Origin of the sequence: Defluviitoga tunisiensis (assembly GCF_000953715.1) — a bacterium.
Lineage (GTDB): Bacteria > Thermotogota > Thermotogae > Petrotogales > Petrotogaceae > Defluviitoga > Defluviitoga tunisiensis.
Map to the genome: position 1 here is coordinate 1,515,665 of NZ_LN824141.1, position 18,263 is coordinate 1,533,927.

An 18,263-nucleotide genomic window follows, 5' to 3' on the forward strand; every position below is an offset into this window, starting at 1 on the left:
TCAATAACCATAAGCAGCTATATATCCGGCTTCCTCTAAAAGGTCTTGTCCCCTTTGCGATAGAGCAAAGGTTATATACTCTTTTATGGGTCCAGAACTTGGATATCCATGGGTGGCGTCTAAAAACATGAATAAAGGTCTAGAAATTGGATAAGAGCCGTTCAGAATGTTGATTTTATTTGGGATAATTCCGTTAACAGATAGAATTTTAACATCACCAGTTACATAGCCTACCCCCATGTAAGCAATAGCATATTTACTGGTGGCTATTGCTTGAATTTCCGCACTTGTAGACTCAAGCATTAGTACGTTTGGAGACATTCTTTGTCCTTTTAGAACTTTCTCAACAAATGTTTCATAAGTTCCAGAAGCGCTGTTTCTAGAGTAAGCTACTATTCTTTGATTAGGCAAATTCGGATTTATTTGATTCCATCTAGTAATTTTACCGGTATAAATTCCTGCAAGTTGTTCAATTGAAATATCATTTATTCCGAGTTCAGGACTTACGATTATTGCCAAACCATCATATCCAATTACAATTGGAATAAAATACTTTTCTTCTTTATGCATTTGTTTTATTTCTGAATCTTTCAACCATCTACTGGAATTAGCAATATCAGTTGTTCCACTGAATAAAGCAGTAATTCCTGTAGAAGATCCTGCACCTTCTACAGTTATATGTAATTCAGGAGATATTTTGTTTAATTCTTCTACCCACAGTTGTACAATTGGAAAAATAGTGTTTGATCCTTTAATAACTAATGTTTGAGAAAATGAAAGCAAAATACTAGTTACAATAAAAATAATTAAGAAAATTTTTTTCATCTTTCTAACCTCCTCGTATAATAGTACTACCCACTTTAGAAATTCTAAAATCTGCACTACATAAGTTTCGTATTTGTTTTTTATACAAAATACCTTCCAACTTCTAATCCTCACTAATTCTTAATTTTTGACTTTTTTGGTACTTGTACCGAAGGAGGGGAAGGGCTCCTCGCTGGACCTGTTATAAATTCAAATGCTTACTTTTAGAAAATATTCATTTCTATCGTCACTATAATAGTATCGCTTTTTTATAAATTATGATATTTATATCTTAATAAGATGGTGTAGAAATTTTTCATCTTTATTATTTAACCATAAAATTATAAAATAGTAAATAAAGAAAGTTTAACATCTCTAAAAAGTCTTATTATTTAGGCTTTTGAGAATAATAATTATATTATGATTATGATATAATATATATAAGAATGAAATATATAATTTGATTTGTTTGTAACCTAAAAGAGGTGTCTTAAATGTTAGTAGAACCGAAGACATACGAAAAGGAAATAGAAAGATGTTTGAATCGAAAACTTTCTAAAAAGGAACGAGATAAATTAAAGGATGCTTATGAATTTGCCGAAAAGGCTCATGAAGGCCAGAAAAGAGATTCTGGAGAGATTTTTTTTGAGCATCCTAAGGCCGTAGGTTTGATTTTAGCTGAATTGAAGATGGATATCGATACTATAGTAGCTGGACTTCTACATGATGTTGTTGAGGATTGTGGTATTCAGATCGAAGAAATAAATAATAAGTTTGGTGTGGGTGTTGCTAGAATTGTTTCTGGTGTCACAAAAATTAGCAATTTAAAACTTAATGAAAAGTTGAACGAAACAGATACTAAGTCTTTAGAAAAAATAGAGACGATTAGAAAAATGCTTTTTGCTATGTCGGAAGATGTTCGTGTCATAATAGTGAAACTTGCAGATAGGCTGCATAATATGAGAACTTTGGAGTATGTTGATAGAAATAAACAAGTAACTAAATCTGAAGAAACTTTAAAAATATATGCCCCTATTGCCCATCGACTTGGTATGTTCAAAATAAAAGAGGAGCTTGAAGATCTCTCTTTTAAGTATTTATATCCTGATAAATACTTTAGTTTGAAAAGTAAAGTAGAAGAGAAAATTAAGTTCAGTGAGGATAGACTAAATGAATATGCAGAAATTATTAAAAAAGAATTATATAAACATAAGATAAAAGCTGTTGTTGAAGGAAGGACAAAACATCTTTATAGTATATGGCAAAAAATGATAAGAAAAGGAAAGACTCTTGATGAAATTTATGATTATATAGCTTTAAGGATAATTACAGAAGATACTAGCAGTTGTTATGCAACATTAGGTATCATTCATTCTATTTGGTCTCCTATTCCAGGCAGAATTAAAGATTATATAGCTACTCCAAAATTTAATGGTTATAAGTCTTTACACACCACAATAATTACTCATAGAGGTGAACCTCTAGAAATTCAAATTAGGGACTGGGAAATGCATGAAGAAGCGGAATATGGTTTGGCTGCACATTGGATTTACAAAGAAGGAGTTAGTCCTGAAAAATTGAAGTTTTTAAAAAATCTTATGGAATTACATAAAGATATTGCACAAAATGCTTTTGAAATGAAAGATATAGAAACTGATTTACTTTTCCAGGAAATATTTGTTTTTACTCCAAAAGGTGAGATTATTCATTTGCCAAAAGATTCAACACCTATCGATTTTGCATATGCAGTTCATACTGAGATTGGGAATCATTTTGCCGGTGCGAAAGTTAATGGCAAGCTAGTTCCAATATCTTACAAGCTTCAAACAGCTGATATAGTTGAAATTTTAATCAATCGTAATTTTCAAGGTCCAAGCATAGATTGGCTTAAGTATGCAAATTCTCCAAGGACCAAAGCCAAAATCAAAAAATTTTATAGACAAAAAAACGAACAAGAACTTCTTGAAAGAGGAAAAGATAAATTTAGAGAGATTTCTAAAAAAGTAAATATATCTATGGATGAAATGATCGAGACCCTCAAAAATGCAGGGTTTTATATTAAATATAGTATAAAAAGTGAAGATGAATTATTTATAAAACTTGCTTTAGAAGAGATAAGTTCTATTACAATTAAAAATATGTTTACTCCAAGTAAGTCAGAGGATAAAAGTAAGAAAGTTGAGAAAAAGGCACCTAAAAGTAGCAGTATATCACTTTTAATAGATGGAGAAGAAGGTGTAGAAAGCTATTTTGCTAAATGTTGTATGCCTGTTCCGGGAGATGATATTGTTGGTGTCATTAGTAGAAGAGGCATAGGTATTCATAGAACAGATTGTAAAAATATAGAAGAATTAAGTGAATCTAAAAAAGTGTCTGTTCAGTGGAATGAAATTGGCAGAAACGATTTTTCTGCTATGCTCAAGATTGAGGTAGAAGATAAAGATATTATTAATAATATAAGAAATATAATTAATAATGAAGGTGCTCATATTGAAAAGTTCGAGATGCACAGAGATGGAAATTTCTTCACTCTAAAAATATATTTGTTGGTTCATAATTTAAAGCATCTTGAATTAATTAATACTAAATTGAAAAATGCAAATGGGATATATTCTGTAAGGAGGGTGTAATTTTTTGCGCGCTGTTGTTCAAAGAGTTAAACAATCGTCAGTTATTGTAGATGATGAAATTGTAGCAGAGATTGGAAAAGGCTTATTAGTCCTCTTGGGTATAAGTAAAGATGATGGTATTAATGATATTAAATGGCTTGCTGATAAGATTGTTCATCTTCGTATTTTCGAAGATGAACTAGGAAAAATGAATAAATCTGTTCTTGAGGTTGGAGGAGAGTTGTTGGTTGTTTCTCAATTTACTCTTTATGGAGATTGTAGGAAGGGACGAAGGCCTTCTTTTAGTGAATCGGCCACTCCTGATATTGCTCAATCGTTGTATAATAATTTTCTTTCATTTTTGACAGAAAATTATAATATTAATGTAAAAAATGGTATTTTTCAAGCCCAGATGATAGTTAATATTGTTAATGATGGTCCGGTTACTTTACTTTTAGATTCAAAAAAACAATTTTAGAGGAGGGTTTATTTAATGAAAGAAAAAGTAGTTACAGTTTTTGTATATAAAGAAGACCCGTTTGAAGCACATATTTCCGTTGAAGGTGCTGAATGTGGAGTAAATGAAAAAAATGTACGTAAAATATTTTTTGGCTATGAAAAACCAGCCAGGGGAGTAGTTGTAAAATTTAAACTTCCTAATGGCGAAAAAAAATTTGTTAAAGGTGAATAGAAGAACTATCTTCTATCTCTTTTAGAATTTCTGAAACGTCTAGCGGTGAAATATCGTTTATTTCTTCTTTCAATTTTTTGAACGAATTTACAAAATATGAATTTTGATTTCCAGTGCTTATTTCCAAATAGCATTCTATTAATGCAGCAAGTAAATCTGCTGTTCTTACAAATTTACCGTAATTATCATTGAAAGGATAATATATATATTTTTCAAACTTCAAAGTTTTTTCTCTCAAAATTGATTTGCTATTGTACCATTCTTGAACAAATTCTTTTTCTATTTCGCTAATAATTTCTTCTAAACCTTCAACTTTTCTTTTTGTTGGGCTAATAACGTCTCCAGTAAATGCCTCTGGAAGGTCATGTAGTATTGCGCAAGCCATTATTTCATAAATTTCATTTTTATCTAAATTAACTGATAAAGCCAATATGTAGGCTATGAGAAAGACAAGAAAAGAGTGAGAAGAAACTGAACTTTTTATGTTTCTATGATTTTTATTCCAACGGATCATAGTTACAAGTCTACATGATATTTTTAGTAATTCATCTGCAAGCTCTTCAATCATTTCTTTATCTTTGACGTTTATCTTTTGAATCTTTTTTTCATTTTTTAATCTTGGTTCTTCATAATATTCTGGAAATACCCTTTCATTGATTAATGCTTCTTTTTTTGATGCAAGTAAATTAATTAAACGAATAATATTTTGAGTTTCTTCATCAAACTCGTATTTTACTAATAACTTTTCACTTAAATTAATATCTAGAGTATTTTCTAATTCTTTATAAGTTTGGTCTATTGTTTTTTCCCAAATATCTTTTCCTTTTTTTTCTATTTGATTTTTTGTTTCTAACGAAATATCAGATAAAATTATTTTTGGTATAGCTTCATAAATTTTATTGTGTAAAATATTTACCACCTTTGTTTTATCTTCATCAGAAAAAATAAATAATGATAGAAGCAATGTATTATATATGTTGTCGGATTCGGTGAATCTAATAATTGCAGGAGTATTATTCCAGCGAAAAACTGTGAACAAGTTCGCACTTTCAATTAGAAAATTACCATAACTCATAATTAACACCTCATATTATTTAAAATGTTAACATTTTAATTGTATCACAGATTAATTATAATTTTTTAGTTTTTGGTATAATTATTTTGCATTTAATCAATACTATATGAGAAAATATGAAAGGAGTATATAATTGAAAACATTATTTATAGCCGGTATCTCAGGTTCTATAGGAGAACAAGCTCTAGAAGTGTTAAATACGGAATGGTTTAAAGAGAACGTAAAATTAATTGGAGGAAGTGTTTATTCAAATTGGAACAAATTAAAAATAGATATAGATAAATATAAATTAAAAGCAGTTGCCATTGTTAATGCTCAACAAAATTTGCCAAATGATTATAATGATTGTAAAATTTTTCAGGGAGAAGATTCTGTTGAAAAGGCTATTCAATACTGTGATTCGGATATTTCTTTGATAGCCACTTCAGGGTTTTCTGGTTTGAAACATACTATCTCTGCGATCAATTTTTCTGAAAGAATTTGTTTGGCTAATAAAGAGTCTATAGTCTGTGGAGGAAATTATGTTTTGAATTTAGCTAAGAAGTTTAAAAAATTAATTATCCCTGTTGACAGTGAACATAGTGCTATTTATCAATTATTATTGGGTGAGGTTACGATACCTGAAAAAATTATTTTAACTGCAAGCGGTGGATCGGTACGTGATATTCCGATAGATAGCCTTGAGAATGTTACACCAAAAGAAGTATTAAATCATCCTGTTTGGTCTATGGGAGCAAGAATAACAGTTGATTCTGCAACTATGGTTAATAAAGGGCTTGAAGTTTTCGAGGCATACCATCTATTTGGTGTTAAAAATATTGATGTATTGATTAATAGGGATAGTCATGTTCATTCGATAGTTCAATTTAGTGATGGAGTTTTCAAAATGCACTTTGGTCTTCCAAATATGAAGGTTCCTATTGCTTTCTCTATTTCATATCCTGAAAGAAAATTTAATTTTAATAAGCCTTTATTATCCAATACAAAAATTGAATTTCAAAAGGTTGATTATAATAGATACCCATCTCTTCAATTGGCTTTTAATATTTTAGGTAATCCAATCTTACAAAACGCATTTAATGCGGCAGACGAAGTTGCCGTAGAAAGTTTTTTGAGTGGGGGAATAAAGTTTACTGATATTTATTACATTATATATAAAACCATTAACAAAATTCAACAAGAGTTTTCAAATTCAACTGGAAGAGAATTTATTTCTTTAGAGGAAATATTAGAAGTGGATAAAATTAGTAGAACAATTGCAAAACAATTTATTTTACAAAGCAGATAGTTTATGATACCTATTGTATAATACTTGAACGACTTGTATTTTTTCATCTATACACCAAAAAATTTCTCTATTCATCCTTAAACATTATTCTAAACGTTGTTCCTACCATCCATTTTGATTCACATTCGATTCTATAATTTGATAAGTTACAAAGATACTTAACAACGGCTAATCCTAAACCGGAGCCTTTTGCATATTTAATTGCTTCTGGGCTTCTATAAAACCTTTCAAAAATGCGTGGAATTTCTTCTTGTCTTATCCCAATCCCTTCATCTTTAACTTCTATCATCTGTTCGTCAAATTGTATATATATTTTTGAGTTATTGAATGAATATTTTATAGCATTTGATATCAAATTTTTTAATATAGTATACAGAACAAACTTATCTCCTTCTTTTATTTCTAAACAGCTTCTAAAGTCCAGTTCAATTTCCTTTTCTTTTATTTTATCCTCCAAATCTTTTAAAACTTCTTTGTATAAATTATTTATATAGATTATTTCTTTTTTCAACACATAATCACCAAACTCAGCTATTGATAATAGAGTTAATTTAGAAATAATGTCTTCAATTTTGTCCAAAGATTCTTGTATTTTATTTATCTGCGGGATGAATTCCTCATTTTTCATGAAATCATGTAATAGTTGTACATTTCCCTTAGCTACTGTTAAAGGTGTCCTTAATTCATGAGATACAGAAGAAACAAAATCTTCCTTAACTTTTTTTAGTAATTCAAATTGTGTTTTATCCCGAAATAATAAAAGTTTATATTCATTTTTATATATTATTTTACAAAATTTGCTAAACCCCTTAATAAAATAGATTATATCTTCTGTATCATAATCTTTTTCAGATAAGATACATTCTGTTAATTGGTCTATTTTATTGAAACTAATACAACTTAGCAAGTCCTTATTCTCAGTAATGCCCCAATCTTTTGCTTTTAAATTAGCTTTTGATATGGAGGTTTTGTTTGAAAGTAGTACTATTCCATCATCTAAAGTATCAAAAATATTGAATATTACACTGTCATTATTCATTATTATCTTCTTCTTTATTTGGCACAAACATAGCCTCTGCATTTTTATTAAATTTGTAACCAATATTTCTTATTGTTTTAATCCACTCTTTCCCGATTTTTGATCTTAACATACTTATATGTACATCAATAACTCTATCAGTAATATATTCATCACCAAACCATATTTCATCAATTATTTGATCTCTAGAAAATATTTTATCAGGATTTCTAGATAATAAACTCAATATCTCAAATTCTTTAGCTGTTAATTCTATAGGTTCATTTTTATAGATTACAGTATAACTGTCATGATATATTTCCAAAGATCCAAATACCAATTTGTCATTTTCTTCCTTTTTAATTCGTTTTAATAGGGCTCGAACCCTTGCAGTTACTTCGCGAGGATTAAAGGGCTTTGTTATATAGTCGTCTGCCCCAGATTCTATTCCTAAAATTATTTCTCTATCTGCATTTAATGCTGATATTATTATAATTCCTAAGTCTTTATTTGAGGAGCGTATCTTTGGAATTTCGTCTACAGCATTTCCATCCGGAAGCATAAGATCTAATAACAAAATATCTATATTTTTTTCTTGATGTAGGATATTTCTCAAACTTGTTAAGGATTCCGCCTCAACTATTTCAAAATTTTCGATTTTAAGATATGTTTTTAATATTTCACGTATATCTTTATCATCTTCGACTATCAAAATAGTGTACAATGATTTGACCTCCTTTTCCGTTAGTTAGAGAAAATATTTAATTGTTTTTCCTTTTTCTATATATACTATTTCTTCACATAGATTTGTAGCATGATCTGCAATTCTTTCTATATCACGAGCAAGTAATATATAGGGTATTATTAAATCTCGATTAAAATTTGGGTCTTTAATTTTGTTTGTTACATTTTTTCTAACCTGTTGTTCTAAAAAATCTACCTCATCGTCTTTTTTCCATATTTTTATTGCTTCTTCAACATTTTTTTCTGCAAAAGCTTTATATGCTCCTTTAATCATATCTAAAGAAATCCCAAACATTTTTTTTAATTCTTTATTTGTTAAAATCTCCTTAATTTCAATGCTTTCACATGTTTTAGTTTTTTCTGCAATATTACAAGATAAATCTCCGATTCTTTCAAGATTATTTGCAAACTTAATTATAGAAACCATATATCTTAAATCTTTACCTGTAGGCCTAAATTTTGACACTATCTGATATACGCTTTCTTCAATAATATGATTAAGTTCATCAATATTATAGTCGCTTTCCAGGACCTGTTGAGCTAAATTGATGTTTTTGTCTTCTAATGATTTTAATGAATCTTCAAAGGATCTTAAAACAATTGTAAGAAGCTTAGATATTTGACTATTGAGCAAGGTAATTTCATATTCAAAATGTGTATAGCTCATTTTTAAACCTTCTTTTCCCTATCTAGATAATTTAAAGTTCAACTAATTTTACCATTTATGTTTGTTTTTTGTCTTAAAAAATTTCAGCCTTATGTAAACAAGGCTGAAATTAAGTAGTTGAGAATATTTAATGTTATCAAGTTTAATGTATTAATTAAAAACCATAAGCAGCAACATAACCTGCTTCTTCTACAAGTTCTTGCCCTCTCTTTGAAAGTCCAAAAGATATATATTGTTTTACAGGACCTTTTTGGGGATAACCATTTGTAGCATCTATGAACATATAAAGTGGTCTTGAAATTGGATAAATGGAGTTTAAAATGTTAAGTTTAGTTGGCATTATTCCTTCGACACTAAGCACTTTTACATCATTTGTAACATATCCAATACCTGTGTATGCGATCGCATATTTATTTCTTGAGACCGCATTTATTTCTGCCTGTGAGGATTCAAGCATTTGAATATTTGGCGACATTTTTTCTCCTTTGAGGACATTTTCAGAAAAGGTTTCAAAAGTTCCAGATGCTGTATTTCGTGAATAAGCTACAATTCTTTGGTTTGGTAAGTTTGGATTGAGCTGGTTCCATTGTGATATTTTTCCAGTATATATATCTGCTAGTTCTTGTATGGTTATACTATCTAACGGTAGTTCTTTATTTACAATAATTGCTATTCCATCGTATGCTAAAACAATTGGAATGAAATATTTTTCTTCTTTAGCCATTTGAGTTATTTCCTCTTTTTTTAACCATCTACTAGAATTAGCTATGTCTGCAGTCCCATTAAACAAAGATGCAATTCCTGTTGAAGAGCCTGCTCCTTCTAAAGTAATTATTAAATCAGGATATAACGTTTTAATTTCTTCAATCCACAACTGGGAAACTGGGAAAATAGTGTTTGATCCTTTTATGACCAAAGTATCAGAAAAAGCCAATGCGATAATACTCAATATAAATCCTACAATAAGCAATTTTTTCATCTTTGTTCCCTCCTTCAATGATTTTCAATTTGATTATATCAATCATTTTTTTAGTGAATATCAAGAGTTATTAAGAAATATTAAGCATCATACTATTCTTATAAATTGTTTTTATCAACTAATACTTTTTATTAATTTGATTAGTTGTATATTAAACACATAAATTACTTAGAATAAAGGTATTTATGATATAATTTTACACAAAGCACATATAATTTTTTTATGGAGATTTTTATGATAAATTATGTAGAAGCTATATACAGAATACAAAAAATTATTGGAGGTTAAATATGACAGTATTCTTGTCGATAATATGGTTTTTAATTGTTATTTCAGTTATAGTTATTGTTCATGAGTTTGGTCATTTTCTATTTGCAAAATTGTTCAAAACAAAAGTTGAAGAGTTTGCTATAGGATTTGGTCCAGCTATCTTCAAAATCGCTGGTAAAGAGACTTTATTTCGCTTCAATTGTATCCCTTTGGGAGGATATGTTAGATTAGGTGGAGAAGAAATTTTTGATGAAGAAGATAAAAAAGACGATCCTTCATTGTTTTACAATAAAAAACCGTGGCAAAAACTACTTATAACTGCAGCAGGTCCAATTTTTTCTTTCTTACTTGGATATTTTATTTTTATAGGAATTGCTGGATTGTATGGTTTTCCTCAAGTTGTTATTGGAGACGTAAATCCAGGAAGTCCCGCAGAAATTGCAGGATTAATGCCAGGGGATATTATTAGAAAAGTTAATGGTAAATATGTTTTTAATCAAGGAATTTTGAGTATGGAAATAACTTCAGGTGATCCATTAGAATTAACTGTTATCAGAAACAACGAAAAAATAGTCACTAATGTGGTTCCTGTTCTTGTAGGAGAAAGGGCAGTTTTTATGTTGAACAATGTTGCCAATTTGGAACAACTCCATATACAAGAAGAAGAAATTCTATCTATCAATGGAGAGAGAGATATTTTTTCTGTAATGAAGCTTATGGAAGTTGGTGATCCCATTGAAATAGAATTAAAAGGCGGACAGATTTTAAAAGGTAATTTGACCTATTTTTCATATACCCCACCTACCTATATAATTGGTATAACCTATACTTATTTTTCTAATGAAATCAAACAAGATTTAGAGTACTTTAAAAAAGGAGATAAAATAGTAAGCATAAATGGTGTATTGATTGAAAAACCAGTAGATTTGGAAAAATTTATAACTAGTATTCAATTGAATTCAGACGAACTTATTTTTAGTGTAACAGAAAATTTTATTGATAATGCTTATAGACCCATCTTTAATGATATTTTACACGTTGAAATTGAAAGAAACAACGAACTTATAGAAATTCAAATTTCTAAAGCTGATTTCTTAAATGATATATCTAAACCTGGTGCTTTAGTTTCAGCATATCCTAATTGGAAACCAAAAGGCGTTGACTTTTTATCTGTTCCAATTCATTGGGCTAATTATTTAATTAAGCTTACATTCCAATCTTTAGGTCAATTATTTACGGGACAACTTAGCAGCGATGACGTTATGGGTGTTGTTGGATTAACAGTAGTAATAGGCGAAGCCGCTAAATTTGGTCTAGAAGCTATTTTGGAATTAATGGCATTAATAACGATAAGCTTAGGCGCGTTTAATCTTATTCCTATCCCAGGGTTAGATGGAGGAAGAATTATATTTTCAATTTATGAAATGATTGCTAGAAAGCCGGTTAGTCCAAAGGTTGAAGCAATTATAAATACAATAGGATTTTTGTTTTTAATTCTCTTAATTGTTTTTGTAACTTATAATGACATAGTAAGATTTTTTTAAAAGGTGAGAAAAAATGTTTTCAGAAAGAGTAGTGAATGTAGGGAATGTGATTATAGGTGGGAATCATCCTATAGTTATTCAAAGTATGACTAATACTGATACTAAAAATTTTGAAGGAACTTTGCGTCAAATAAATGATTTGGCAGATGCTGGAGCTAAAATTGTTAGAGTATCAGTAAGAGATATGGAAGATATTTCATCATTTTCCAAGATAGTGACCTATTCAAAAGTTCCTGTAGTTGCAGATATTCATTTCGATTATAGACTTGCTATAGAAGCAATAAAAGCTGGGGCTGCTAAGATCAGAATTAATCCTGGAAATATAGGTTCTGAAGAGAAAATAAAAAAAATAGTGGAAGTTGCAAAGGAATACAAAGTTCCTATTAGAATTGGATCAAATTCTGGATCCATAGGTAAAGAATTTAGAAATCTACCTAGATATCAGGCCTTAGCCGAAAGTGTATTAAAAGATGTTAGATTATTGGAAAAAGAGGGTTTCTATGATATAGTGATATCTATGAAGTCTGTAGAAGTTAAAGAAAATTTTCTAGCTAATAAATATCTTTCTGAAATGGTTCCGTATCCTTTTCATATTGGTATTACTGAGGCTGGAGTTTTTGAGGATGCTGCAATATTATCTTCTGTTGGTATAGGTTCTTTACTTATCAATGGAATAGGTGATACTATTAGAGTTTCTATAAGTGGGAACCCACTAAAAGAAATTGAGATTGCAAAAAGTCTTTTGGTATTGTTAGGATTTGAAAATGGTATTAGAGTTGTTGCATGTCCTACATGTGCTAGAACTGAAATAAATGTTGAACGTCTGGCTTATGATGTAAAATCTTGGATAGAAGGAAAAACTGTAAACAGATCTATTACTATTTCAGTGATGGGGTGTATTGTAAATGGACCTGGTGAAGCTAAACATTCTGATCTAGCTATTGTTGGAACAAAGAATTCTTCTGCAGCAGTTTTTTTGAAGGGGAAATTATACGGAACATTTAAAAATTGTGAATTGAAAGATGTTTTATTGAAATTAATAGATACTATTTAAATTCGTTTGTCTAATTTTTTAAGGAGACATTTTATGGAAATTAATCCTTTAGATAATAGAAAAAAAAGTGAAAAAGAAGTAAAACGTAAAAAAGGTAAATCATCAAATGCTCAGAAGCTTGATTCTTCTGAAAAAAAACAAGTAGTAGGATTTTTTGACGTACTTGTGGATACAGAAAATCAAGTATCTGAAAAAGAATTGAAATTATTAATTGATGATATACTTGAAAAAGGGAATAGATTTGTTAAATCACCTACTCTTTCTAATCTAAGAGATTATAAGGAAGCTATAAAAAGTTTTTTAAAGAGATTAGAAAAATCTTGGTATATAATAAAAAGTGAGGTTGATTTTCAAAATTCTATCCCAAAGTTACATATAGTTGCAGAAGTAGTAGACGAAAAAATGAAAGAGTTGACCGATGTATTATTAAAAAAAGAAAAAAGTACTCTTATTTACGCTTCTACTATTGAACAAATCAATGGTTTAATCCTTGATTTGTATAAATAGATTTTTTAATATAATTTTAGAGGTGTAGCTATTGTCTGACATATATTATAATAAATCTTTAGAAATCATTTTGAGGGCTAAAGATAAACTTAAAGGTTCTTCTATTTGTTTTGTATCAGAAAATATTTTTGTATCTCAGATCTTTTTAAAAGAGCTTTTAAAAAGCATTCCTCATTTAAACAAATTAGATATTTTGTATATTAAACCAGAAAGTGGAAATATTAAAATAGATAAAATAAGGGAAATTGAAGATTTTATTTTATATAAGCCGAATTATTCAGAAGAAAGAATTATTGTGATTGAAGAAATTGATAAATTAACTCAAGAAGCTGCTAATGCAGCCTTAAAAATATTCGAGGAACCTCCATATTATTCAATTATTTTTACTACTACAACCAAGTGGAATTATTTATTACCGACAATTAAAAGTAGATTGATTAGATTTGATATACCGTTTATTAGTTCGGTTGTTGATGAAGTAAACAAAAAATTTGAAGATCTTTTTTTTATCCTTGATTTTTTTAAATATAAAGATATGGATGTGTTTTTTTACCTCAATAGCGAACAAAATAATGCAGATGAAATCAACAAAGAAATTTCTAAAATATCCAATTTTGATGAAAATAATTTAGGTGACATTATTAATATTATGAAAATTCCTATAAGTTATCCGGAAAACAAAATAAAGGTTTCTTTCACCTATTTTAAAATGTGGGATATTATTATTAAAATATCTGAAAAAGACTTTTTCGTTTTTTTGAAAAAAATAGCAACGATTAAAAGCGATATTGAAACTTATCCATTTTTAAAATATATTAGTTATCTAGGTACGGTATTAATAAGAGACTTGCTAGTTTCTCAGCTTTCCTCAAAGTGGAAATTCTTTTGGAATAAGCCTTTAGTATATCTATTTGGGTTTAACAACATTGAAGCAAACTATGAAGAATCAGTATTAACTTTAGATTATTTGAATAACATAATGAGTTCAAAGGTATCTAATTTTAATTTTGAAATGGAAATTATTAATCATTTTTTAAGAATTAAAAGATGTTTTATAATCTAAAAATATTAATAATGGGAGTGACATAAATGATAGATTTAGAAGCTCAAGTTTATGGAGTAGAGGTAGAAAGATTAGGAGATATTTATTATTGTACTTCATTGGGCTTAGAGAACATAGCTATAATGGATTATGTATTAGTTCAGACAGAAAATGGAATTGAGGTAGGTAAGATAATATTAGGACCAAAAATGATGAAGTTTGAGGAACTTGGTTATGAACCAAAAGCAATACTTCGAAAATTAAACGAGGAAGATAAAAATGTATGGCTTCAAAATGAAGAAAAAGCTAAAGAAGTTACAGAGTACGCATCTCAAGTAGCTAAAGAGTTAGGACTTAAAATGAGAATTCTCGAATCTCGTTTTACTTTTGATGGAACAAAATTAATAATCTTTTTTGGAGCAGATATAAGGGTAGACTTTAGGGAACTTGTTAAAATATTAGCAAAAAAGTATAAAGTTAGGATAGAACTAAAGCAAGTAGGGATTAGAGACGAGGTAAAAAAAATTGGTTCTTTAGGTTTATGTGGACAGGAAGCATGTTGCTGTAGATTCCTTAGAGATTTTTCTTCTATAAAAATGGAGCTTGCTAAAACTCAACAAATGATGATTAATACTGCAAAAATTTCTGGAAGATGTGGAAAATTAATTTGTTGCTTAAAATACGAAAATGAATTTTATCAAGAAGTACTGAAAAATGTTCCGAATGAAAACTCAATTATTGAATATGAAGGTGGACCTGCAAAGGTTGTAACCGTTAATGTTTTTCTTAAAGAAGTAACTTTACAGGTGATCGAGGAAAATCAGCCTATATTAATTAAAGTTCCTTTTTCATACTTTAATAATTATTCGTTAAAAAAGATTTCTGACGAAGCTGATAATGATGAGTTATATGATGAGAATATTTTCAATGATGATGATTTTAATTAATGGTGAAAGCAGTGAGAAAAGTTGGTTGTTTTTTAATAATAACTGGTATTTTATTGATAATAATAGGTGTCTTCTTGACAACAAAAATAAAGCTTGGGAAATTGCCAGGAGACATTATAATAAAGAAAGATAATTTTGTTATTTATATACCAATCACTACCATGTTGATAATCAGTTGTATTATAAGTTTTATTTTATATCTAATAAATAAATTTTGTTAATTTTCTTTTATGCTGTTGAATTAATGTAAATGAAAGGGAGGTTTTTATTGATGAAAAAAAGTTTAATCGAATTAAAAGACTTAGCTAGAATAGCCAGAGGGGATATACTAAAAATGACAACTGTTGCTGATTCCGGGCATCCTGGTGGTTCGATGTCGTCAATTGATATGTATCTTTCCGTATTAAATAGAGCAAATCTTTTTCCTGACAATCCTTATGATCCGGATAGGGATAGAATTATTGTAAGTCATGGACATACTTCGCCGGGTTATTATGTGGCTTTGGCAAGAATGGGTTTTGTGAATATTGAAGACGTAATTACTGGATTTAGGCATGTTGGAAGTGTTTACGAAGGACATGTTACACGAGGTATACCGGGTGTAGAGTGGTCTACAGGTAATTTAGGCCAAGGTTTATCAGCAGGAGTAGGTATGGCATTAGCTGCCAAATTAACTAATAAAAATTACAAAGTTTATGTTTTTTCTAGTGACGGTGAAAGCGCGAAAGGTCAAATTGCTGAAGCAAGGAGGACAGCTAGAAAAGAAAATCTTAATAACCTTATAGTATTGCTTGATTATAATGATATTCAAATCTCTGGAAGAGCAAGAGATATTTTATATGTAAATATAGCCGCTGAATATCGCGCTGCAGGATGGAATGTAATAGAAATTGATGGTCATGATTTAAAACAGATTAATGATGCCTTGGAAATTGCAGAAAATCAAAAGATAGGACCGTCTGTTATAGTTGCTAAGACCATAATTGGTAAAGGAGTTTCTTTTATGGAGAATACTCCCTCATACCACGGAAAAGCTTTATCTTTAGAAGAACTAGATAAGGCTTTGAAAGAGTTAGGTTTGGAAAATGATGTTCATAAATATATTGAAAAAAGAAAGCAATTATCTCTGAAAAGAGAAGAAAATAACTATCCTAATATTGAATTAGATGTTGAAGTTGGAGAAGGAAAAAATTATAAAAAAGGTGAAAAAGTTGCAAACAGAAATGCTTTTGGAAACGCAATAGCAGATCTTGCAGTTTTAAATAAAGATAAATTTCCGGTTGTTGCAGTTGATTGTGATCTAAAACCTTCTGTTAAACTAGAAAAGTTTGAAAAAGTTAATCCTGACGGTTATATTCAAATAGGTATAGAAGAACACAACGCTGCTACTATTGCCGGGGCTTTATCTATTAGTGGAGTATTAACTTTTTTTGCAGATTTCGGAGTTTTCGGATTAGATGAGGTATTTAATCAACAAAGGTTAAACGATATCAATCGTACTAATCTAAAAACTGTTGTAACTCATTGTGGGACAGATGTTGGAGAAGATGGTAAAACTCACCATGAAATTAATTATATCGGTATTGTACGAAATTATTATCATACCAAATTAATTGTTCCTTGCGATGCAAATCAAACAGATAAAGTAGTTCGATATGCTGCAAAAACCCCAGGTAATATTATAATAGCAGTTGGTAGATCTAATTTACCTGTTTTATTAGATGAAGAGGGTGAGGTTTTTTATGATGAAAATTACGAATTTAGATATGGAGAAGTTGATCTACTAAGAAAAGGTGAAGAATTAACTATTCTGACTTATGGAAGTTTTACTCACATAGCTGTTGAAGCTTCGGATATTCTAAGAAAAGATGGTATAAAAATATCCGTTATTGGTGTTCCTTCTCCTCTATGTTTTGATATAAAATCATTTAGAAAATATATTGAAGGAAAAATTGTTTTAACGTTAGAAGATCATAATGTTAATAGTGGATTAGCAAACGAACTCTCTAGAGCTATGATCGAAAATTCTATATATCCCAAATCTTTTCAACCATTAGGTTTAAAAGATTATGCACCATCTGGTACCAATAAAGATATATTAAAATTGTCTGGGCTTGATGTTGATTCTTTAATTATAAAAATAAAAGATCTTATTGTTAAAAAATGAGTTCTCAAGAAGGTGTTTATATCCAGTTGTTAGTTCAAGAAGAGAAAAATGTTTTGAATGCCATCAGTTTTTTAAAGTTGCCAGGATGTATTGGCAAAGATACTTTATTTGTTGCTCTAGTTCACAAATCTTATGCCTATGAGAATAGTGGTGAAAATAGAAAATTAATTTCTAATGAACGTTTAGAATTTTTGGGTGATGCAGTTTTAGAACTAGTAATTTCTGAATTTTTATTTAATAATTATGATTTGACGGAAGGAGAAATGTCAAAAGCAAGAGCCGTCATTGGGAGTGAAACTATTCTATCTAAAGTAGCTCAAAATATTGGGTTAAACAATTTTTTATTCTTAGGAAAGGGTGAAGAAATGCAAGGGGGTAGAAAAAAAAGCTCAATATTATCGGATGCTTTAGAAGCGTTGTTTGCAGCTATTTATTTATGTTGTGGTTATGAAAAGGTAAAAGAATACATTATAAATAATATGAAAGAATATATAGAAGACGCGGTTGAAGGCAATCTTTTCTTGGATTATAAGACAAAATTGCAAGAAATTACCCAAGATTATGCAAAAAAATTACCAGAATATATATTATTGAATGTTTCAGGCCCACCACATTCTCGAAAATATAAGGTTGCAGTGAAATTGGAAGATAAAATTCTCGGCATTGGAGAGGGTTTTTCAAAGAAATTTGCTGAACAATTAGCGGCCAAGGCTGCGTGTGAAAAGATTATAGAAGATAAAAAAGAGGGCAAAGAAAGGAACTTCAAAAATGGGCAATCAAAGAAAGATTGAATTTGTGAAACTTAGAAAAACTTCGTCAATATCTTTGACTGGTTCCTATTGCTCCTTTAATTGCAA

At 29.3% G+C, this 18,263-nt stretch carries 19 protein-coding genes; 13 read left to right on the forward strand and 6 right to left on the reverse strand.

The annotated features are described in order from the left end of the window. Nucleotides 1–825 (reverse strand): phosphate ABC transporter substrate-binding protein PstS family protein, encoded by an 825-nt coding sequence (locus tag DTL3_RS06900; protein ID WP_045088081.1) that lies wholly within the window; start codon nucleotides 823–825, stop codon nucleotides 1–3. A gap of 473 nt (nucleotides 826–1,298) precedes the next feature. On the opposite strand from DTL3_RS06900, the gene DTL3_RS06905 reads away from it, so the two are divergent. Genes DTL3_RS06905 through DTL3_RS06915 form a run of 3 tightly spaced genes read left to right on the forward strand, consistent with a single transcriptional unit; the run spans nucleotide 1,299 to nucleotide 4,104 of the window. Beyond that, nucleotides 1,299–3,434 carry a RelA/SpoT family protein gene (locus DTL3_RS06905; RefSeq protein WP_045088082.1) on the forward strand — a complete coding sequence of 712 codons (2,136 nt, stop codon included), beginning with the start codon at nucleotides 1,299–1,301 and terminating at the stop codon, nucleotides 3,432–3,434. 4 nt (nucleotides 3,435–3,438) lie between these two features. Next, nucleotides 3,439–3,891, forward strand: a complete 453-nt coding sequence (gene dtd, locus DTL3_RS06910; protein WP_045088083.1) for a D-aminoacyl-tRNA deacylase — start codon at nucleotides 3,439–3,441, stop codon at nucleotides 3,889–3,891. Nucleotides 3,892–3,906: 15 nt separating this feature from the next. Beyond that, entirely contained in the window at nucleotides 3,907–4,104 is a 198-nt protein-coding gene (locus DTL3_RS06915) for a hypothetical protein (protein ID WP_045088084.1), read from the forward strand. On the opposite strand, the gene DTL3_RS06920 is transcribed toward DTL3_RS06915, so the two are convergent. After that, entirely contained in the window at nucleotides 4,091–5,179 is a 1,089-nt protein-coding gene (locus tag DTL3_RS06920) for a YfbR-like 5'-deoxynucleotidase (protein WP_052670423.1), read from the reverse strand. The two genes, DTL3_RS06915 and DTL3_RS06920, sit on opposite strands and share 14 nt — an antisense overlap. A 133-nt stretch (nucleotides 5,180–5,312) precedes the next feature. Between DTL3_RS06920 and dxr the strand changes: the two genes are divergently transcribed. Next, on the forward strand, nucleotides 5,313–6,467 hold the full coding sequence (gene dxr, locus DTL3_RS06925) for a 1-deoxy-D-xylulose-5-phosphate reductoisomerase (RefSeq protein ID WP_045088086.1): 1,155 nt from the start codon (nucleotides 5,313–5,315) through the stop codon (nucleotides 6,465–6,467). Between the two features lie 67 nt (nucleotides 6,468–6,534). Here the strand turns inward: dxr and DTL3_RS06930 are convergent, their stop codons facing one another. The 4 genes from DTL3_RS06930 to DTL3_RS06945 form a co-directional block, all read right to left on the reverse strand. Then, a complete protein-coding gene (locus tag DTL3_RS06930) occupies nucleotides 6,535–7,506 on the reverse strand; it encodes a sensor histidine kinase (RefSeq protein WP_045088087.1) in 972 nt (323 codons plus the stop codon). Beyond that, on the reverse strand, nucleotides 7,499–8,209 hold the full coding sequence (locus DTL3_RS06935) for a response regulator transcription factor (RefSeq protein ID WP_045088088.1): 711 nt from the start codon (nucleotides 8,207–8,209) through the stop codon (nucleotides 7,499–7,501). The genes DTL3_RS06930 and DTL3_RS06935 overlap by 8 nt, the downstream gene beginning before the upstream one ends. A gap of 24 nt (nucleotides 8,210–8,233) precedes the next feature. Further along, nucleotides 8,234–8,896 carry a phosphate signaling complex protein PhoU gene (phoU, locus tag DTL3_RS06940; protein ID WP_045088089.1) on the reverse strand — a complete coding sequence of 221 codons (663 nt, stop codon included), beginning with the start codon at nucleotides 8,894–8,896 and terminating at the stop codon, nucleotides 8,234–8,236. 154 nt (nucleotides 8,897–9,050) lie between these two features. Next, nucleotides 9,051–9,875 carry a phosphate ABC transporter substrate-binding protein PstS family protein gene (locus DTL3_RS06945; protein WP_045088090.1) on the reverse strand — a complete coding sequence of 275 codons (825 nt, stop codon included), beginning with the start codon at nucleotides 9,873–9,875 and terminating at the stop codon, nucleotides 9,051–9,053. A gap of 290 nt (nucleotides 9,876–10,165) precedes the next feature. Here DTL3_RS06945 and DTL3_RS06950 point away from each other — a divergent pair, with 290 nt between their 5' ends. Genes DTL3_RS06950 through rnc form a run of 9 tightly spaced genes read left to right on the forward strand, consistent with a single transcriptional unit; the run spans nucleotide 10,166 to nucleotide 18,197 of the window. Continuing rightward, on the forward strand, nucleotides 10,166–11,689 hold the full coding sequence (locus DTL3_RS06950; RefSeq protein WP_052670424.1) for a M50 family metallopeptidase: 1,524 nt from the start codon (nucleotides 10,166–10,168) through the stop codon (nucleotides 11,687–11,689). 13 nt (nucleotides 11,690–11,702) lie between these two features. Beyond that, nucleotides 11,703–12,743, forward strand: coding sequence for a flavodoxin-dependent (E)-4-hydroxy-3-methylbut-2-enyl-diphosphate synthase (ispG, locus tag DTL3_RS06955; RefSeq protein WP_045088091.1), 1,041 nt, complete (start codon nucleotides 11,703–11,705; stop codon nucleotides 12,741–12,743). Nucleotides 12,744–12,776: 33 nt separating this feature from the next. Next, entirely contained in the window at nucleotides 12,777–13,250 is a 474-nt protein-coding gene (locus DTL3_RS06960; protein WP_045088092.1) for a YaaR family protein, read from the forward strand. Between the two features lie 31 nt (nucleotides 13,251–13,281). Further along, nucleotides 13,282–14,313 carry a hypothetical protein gene (locus DTL3_RS06965; protein WP_052670425.1) on the forward strand — a complete coding sequence of 344 codons (1,032 nt, stop codon included), beginning with the start codon at nucleotides 13,282–13,284 and terminating at the stop codon, nucleotides 14,311–14,313. Nucleotides 14,314–14,339: 26 nt separating this feature from the next. Next, nucleotides 14,340–15,239 (forward strand): PSP1 domain-containing protein, encoded by a 900-nt coding sequence (locus DTL3_RS06970; RefSeq protein ID WP_045088093.1) that lies wholly within the window; start codon nucleotides 14,340–14,342, stop codon nucleotides 15,237–15,239. After that, on the forward strand, nucleotides 15,220–15,372 hold the full coding sequence (locus DTL3_RS09835) for a hypothetical protein (protein ID WP_231854082.1): 153 nt from the start codon (nucleotides 15,220–15,222) through the stop codon (nucleotides 15,370–15,372). Before DTL3_RS06970 ends, DTL3_RS09835 begins: the two co-directional genes overlap by 20 nt. Then, nucleotides 15,314–15,460, forward strand: a complete 147-nt coding sequence (locus tag DTL3_RS09480) for a DUF2905 domain-containing protein (protein WP_231854070.1) — start codon at nucleotides 15,314–15,316, stop codon at nucleotides 15,458–15,460. The genes DTL3_RS09835 and DTL3_RS09480 overlap by 59 nt, the downstream gene beginning before the upstream one ends. A gap of 50 nt (nucleotides 15,461–15,510) precedes the next feature. Continuing rightward, nucleotides 15,511–17,406 carry a transketolase gene (locus DTL3_RS06975; protein ID WP_144403497.1) on the forward strand — a complete coding sequence of 632 codons (1,896 nt, stop codon included), beginning with the start codon at nucleotides 15,511–15,513 and terminating at the stop codon, nucleotides 17,404–17,406. Next, complete coding sequence (gene rnc / locus DTL3_RS06980) at nucleotides 17,403–18,197, forward strand: ribonuclease III (protein WP_052670426.1); 795 nt, start codon at nucleotides 17,403–17,405, stop codon at nucleotides 18,195–18,197. The genes DTL3_RS06975 and rnc overlap by 4 nt, the downstream gene beginning before the upstream one ends. Nucleotides 18,198–18,263: the final 66 nt, after the last annotated feature.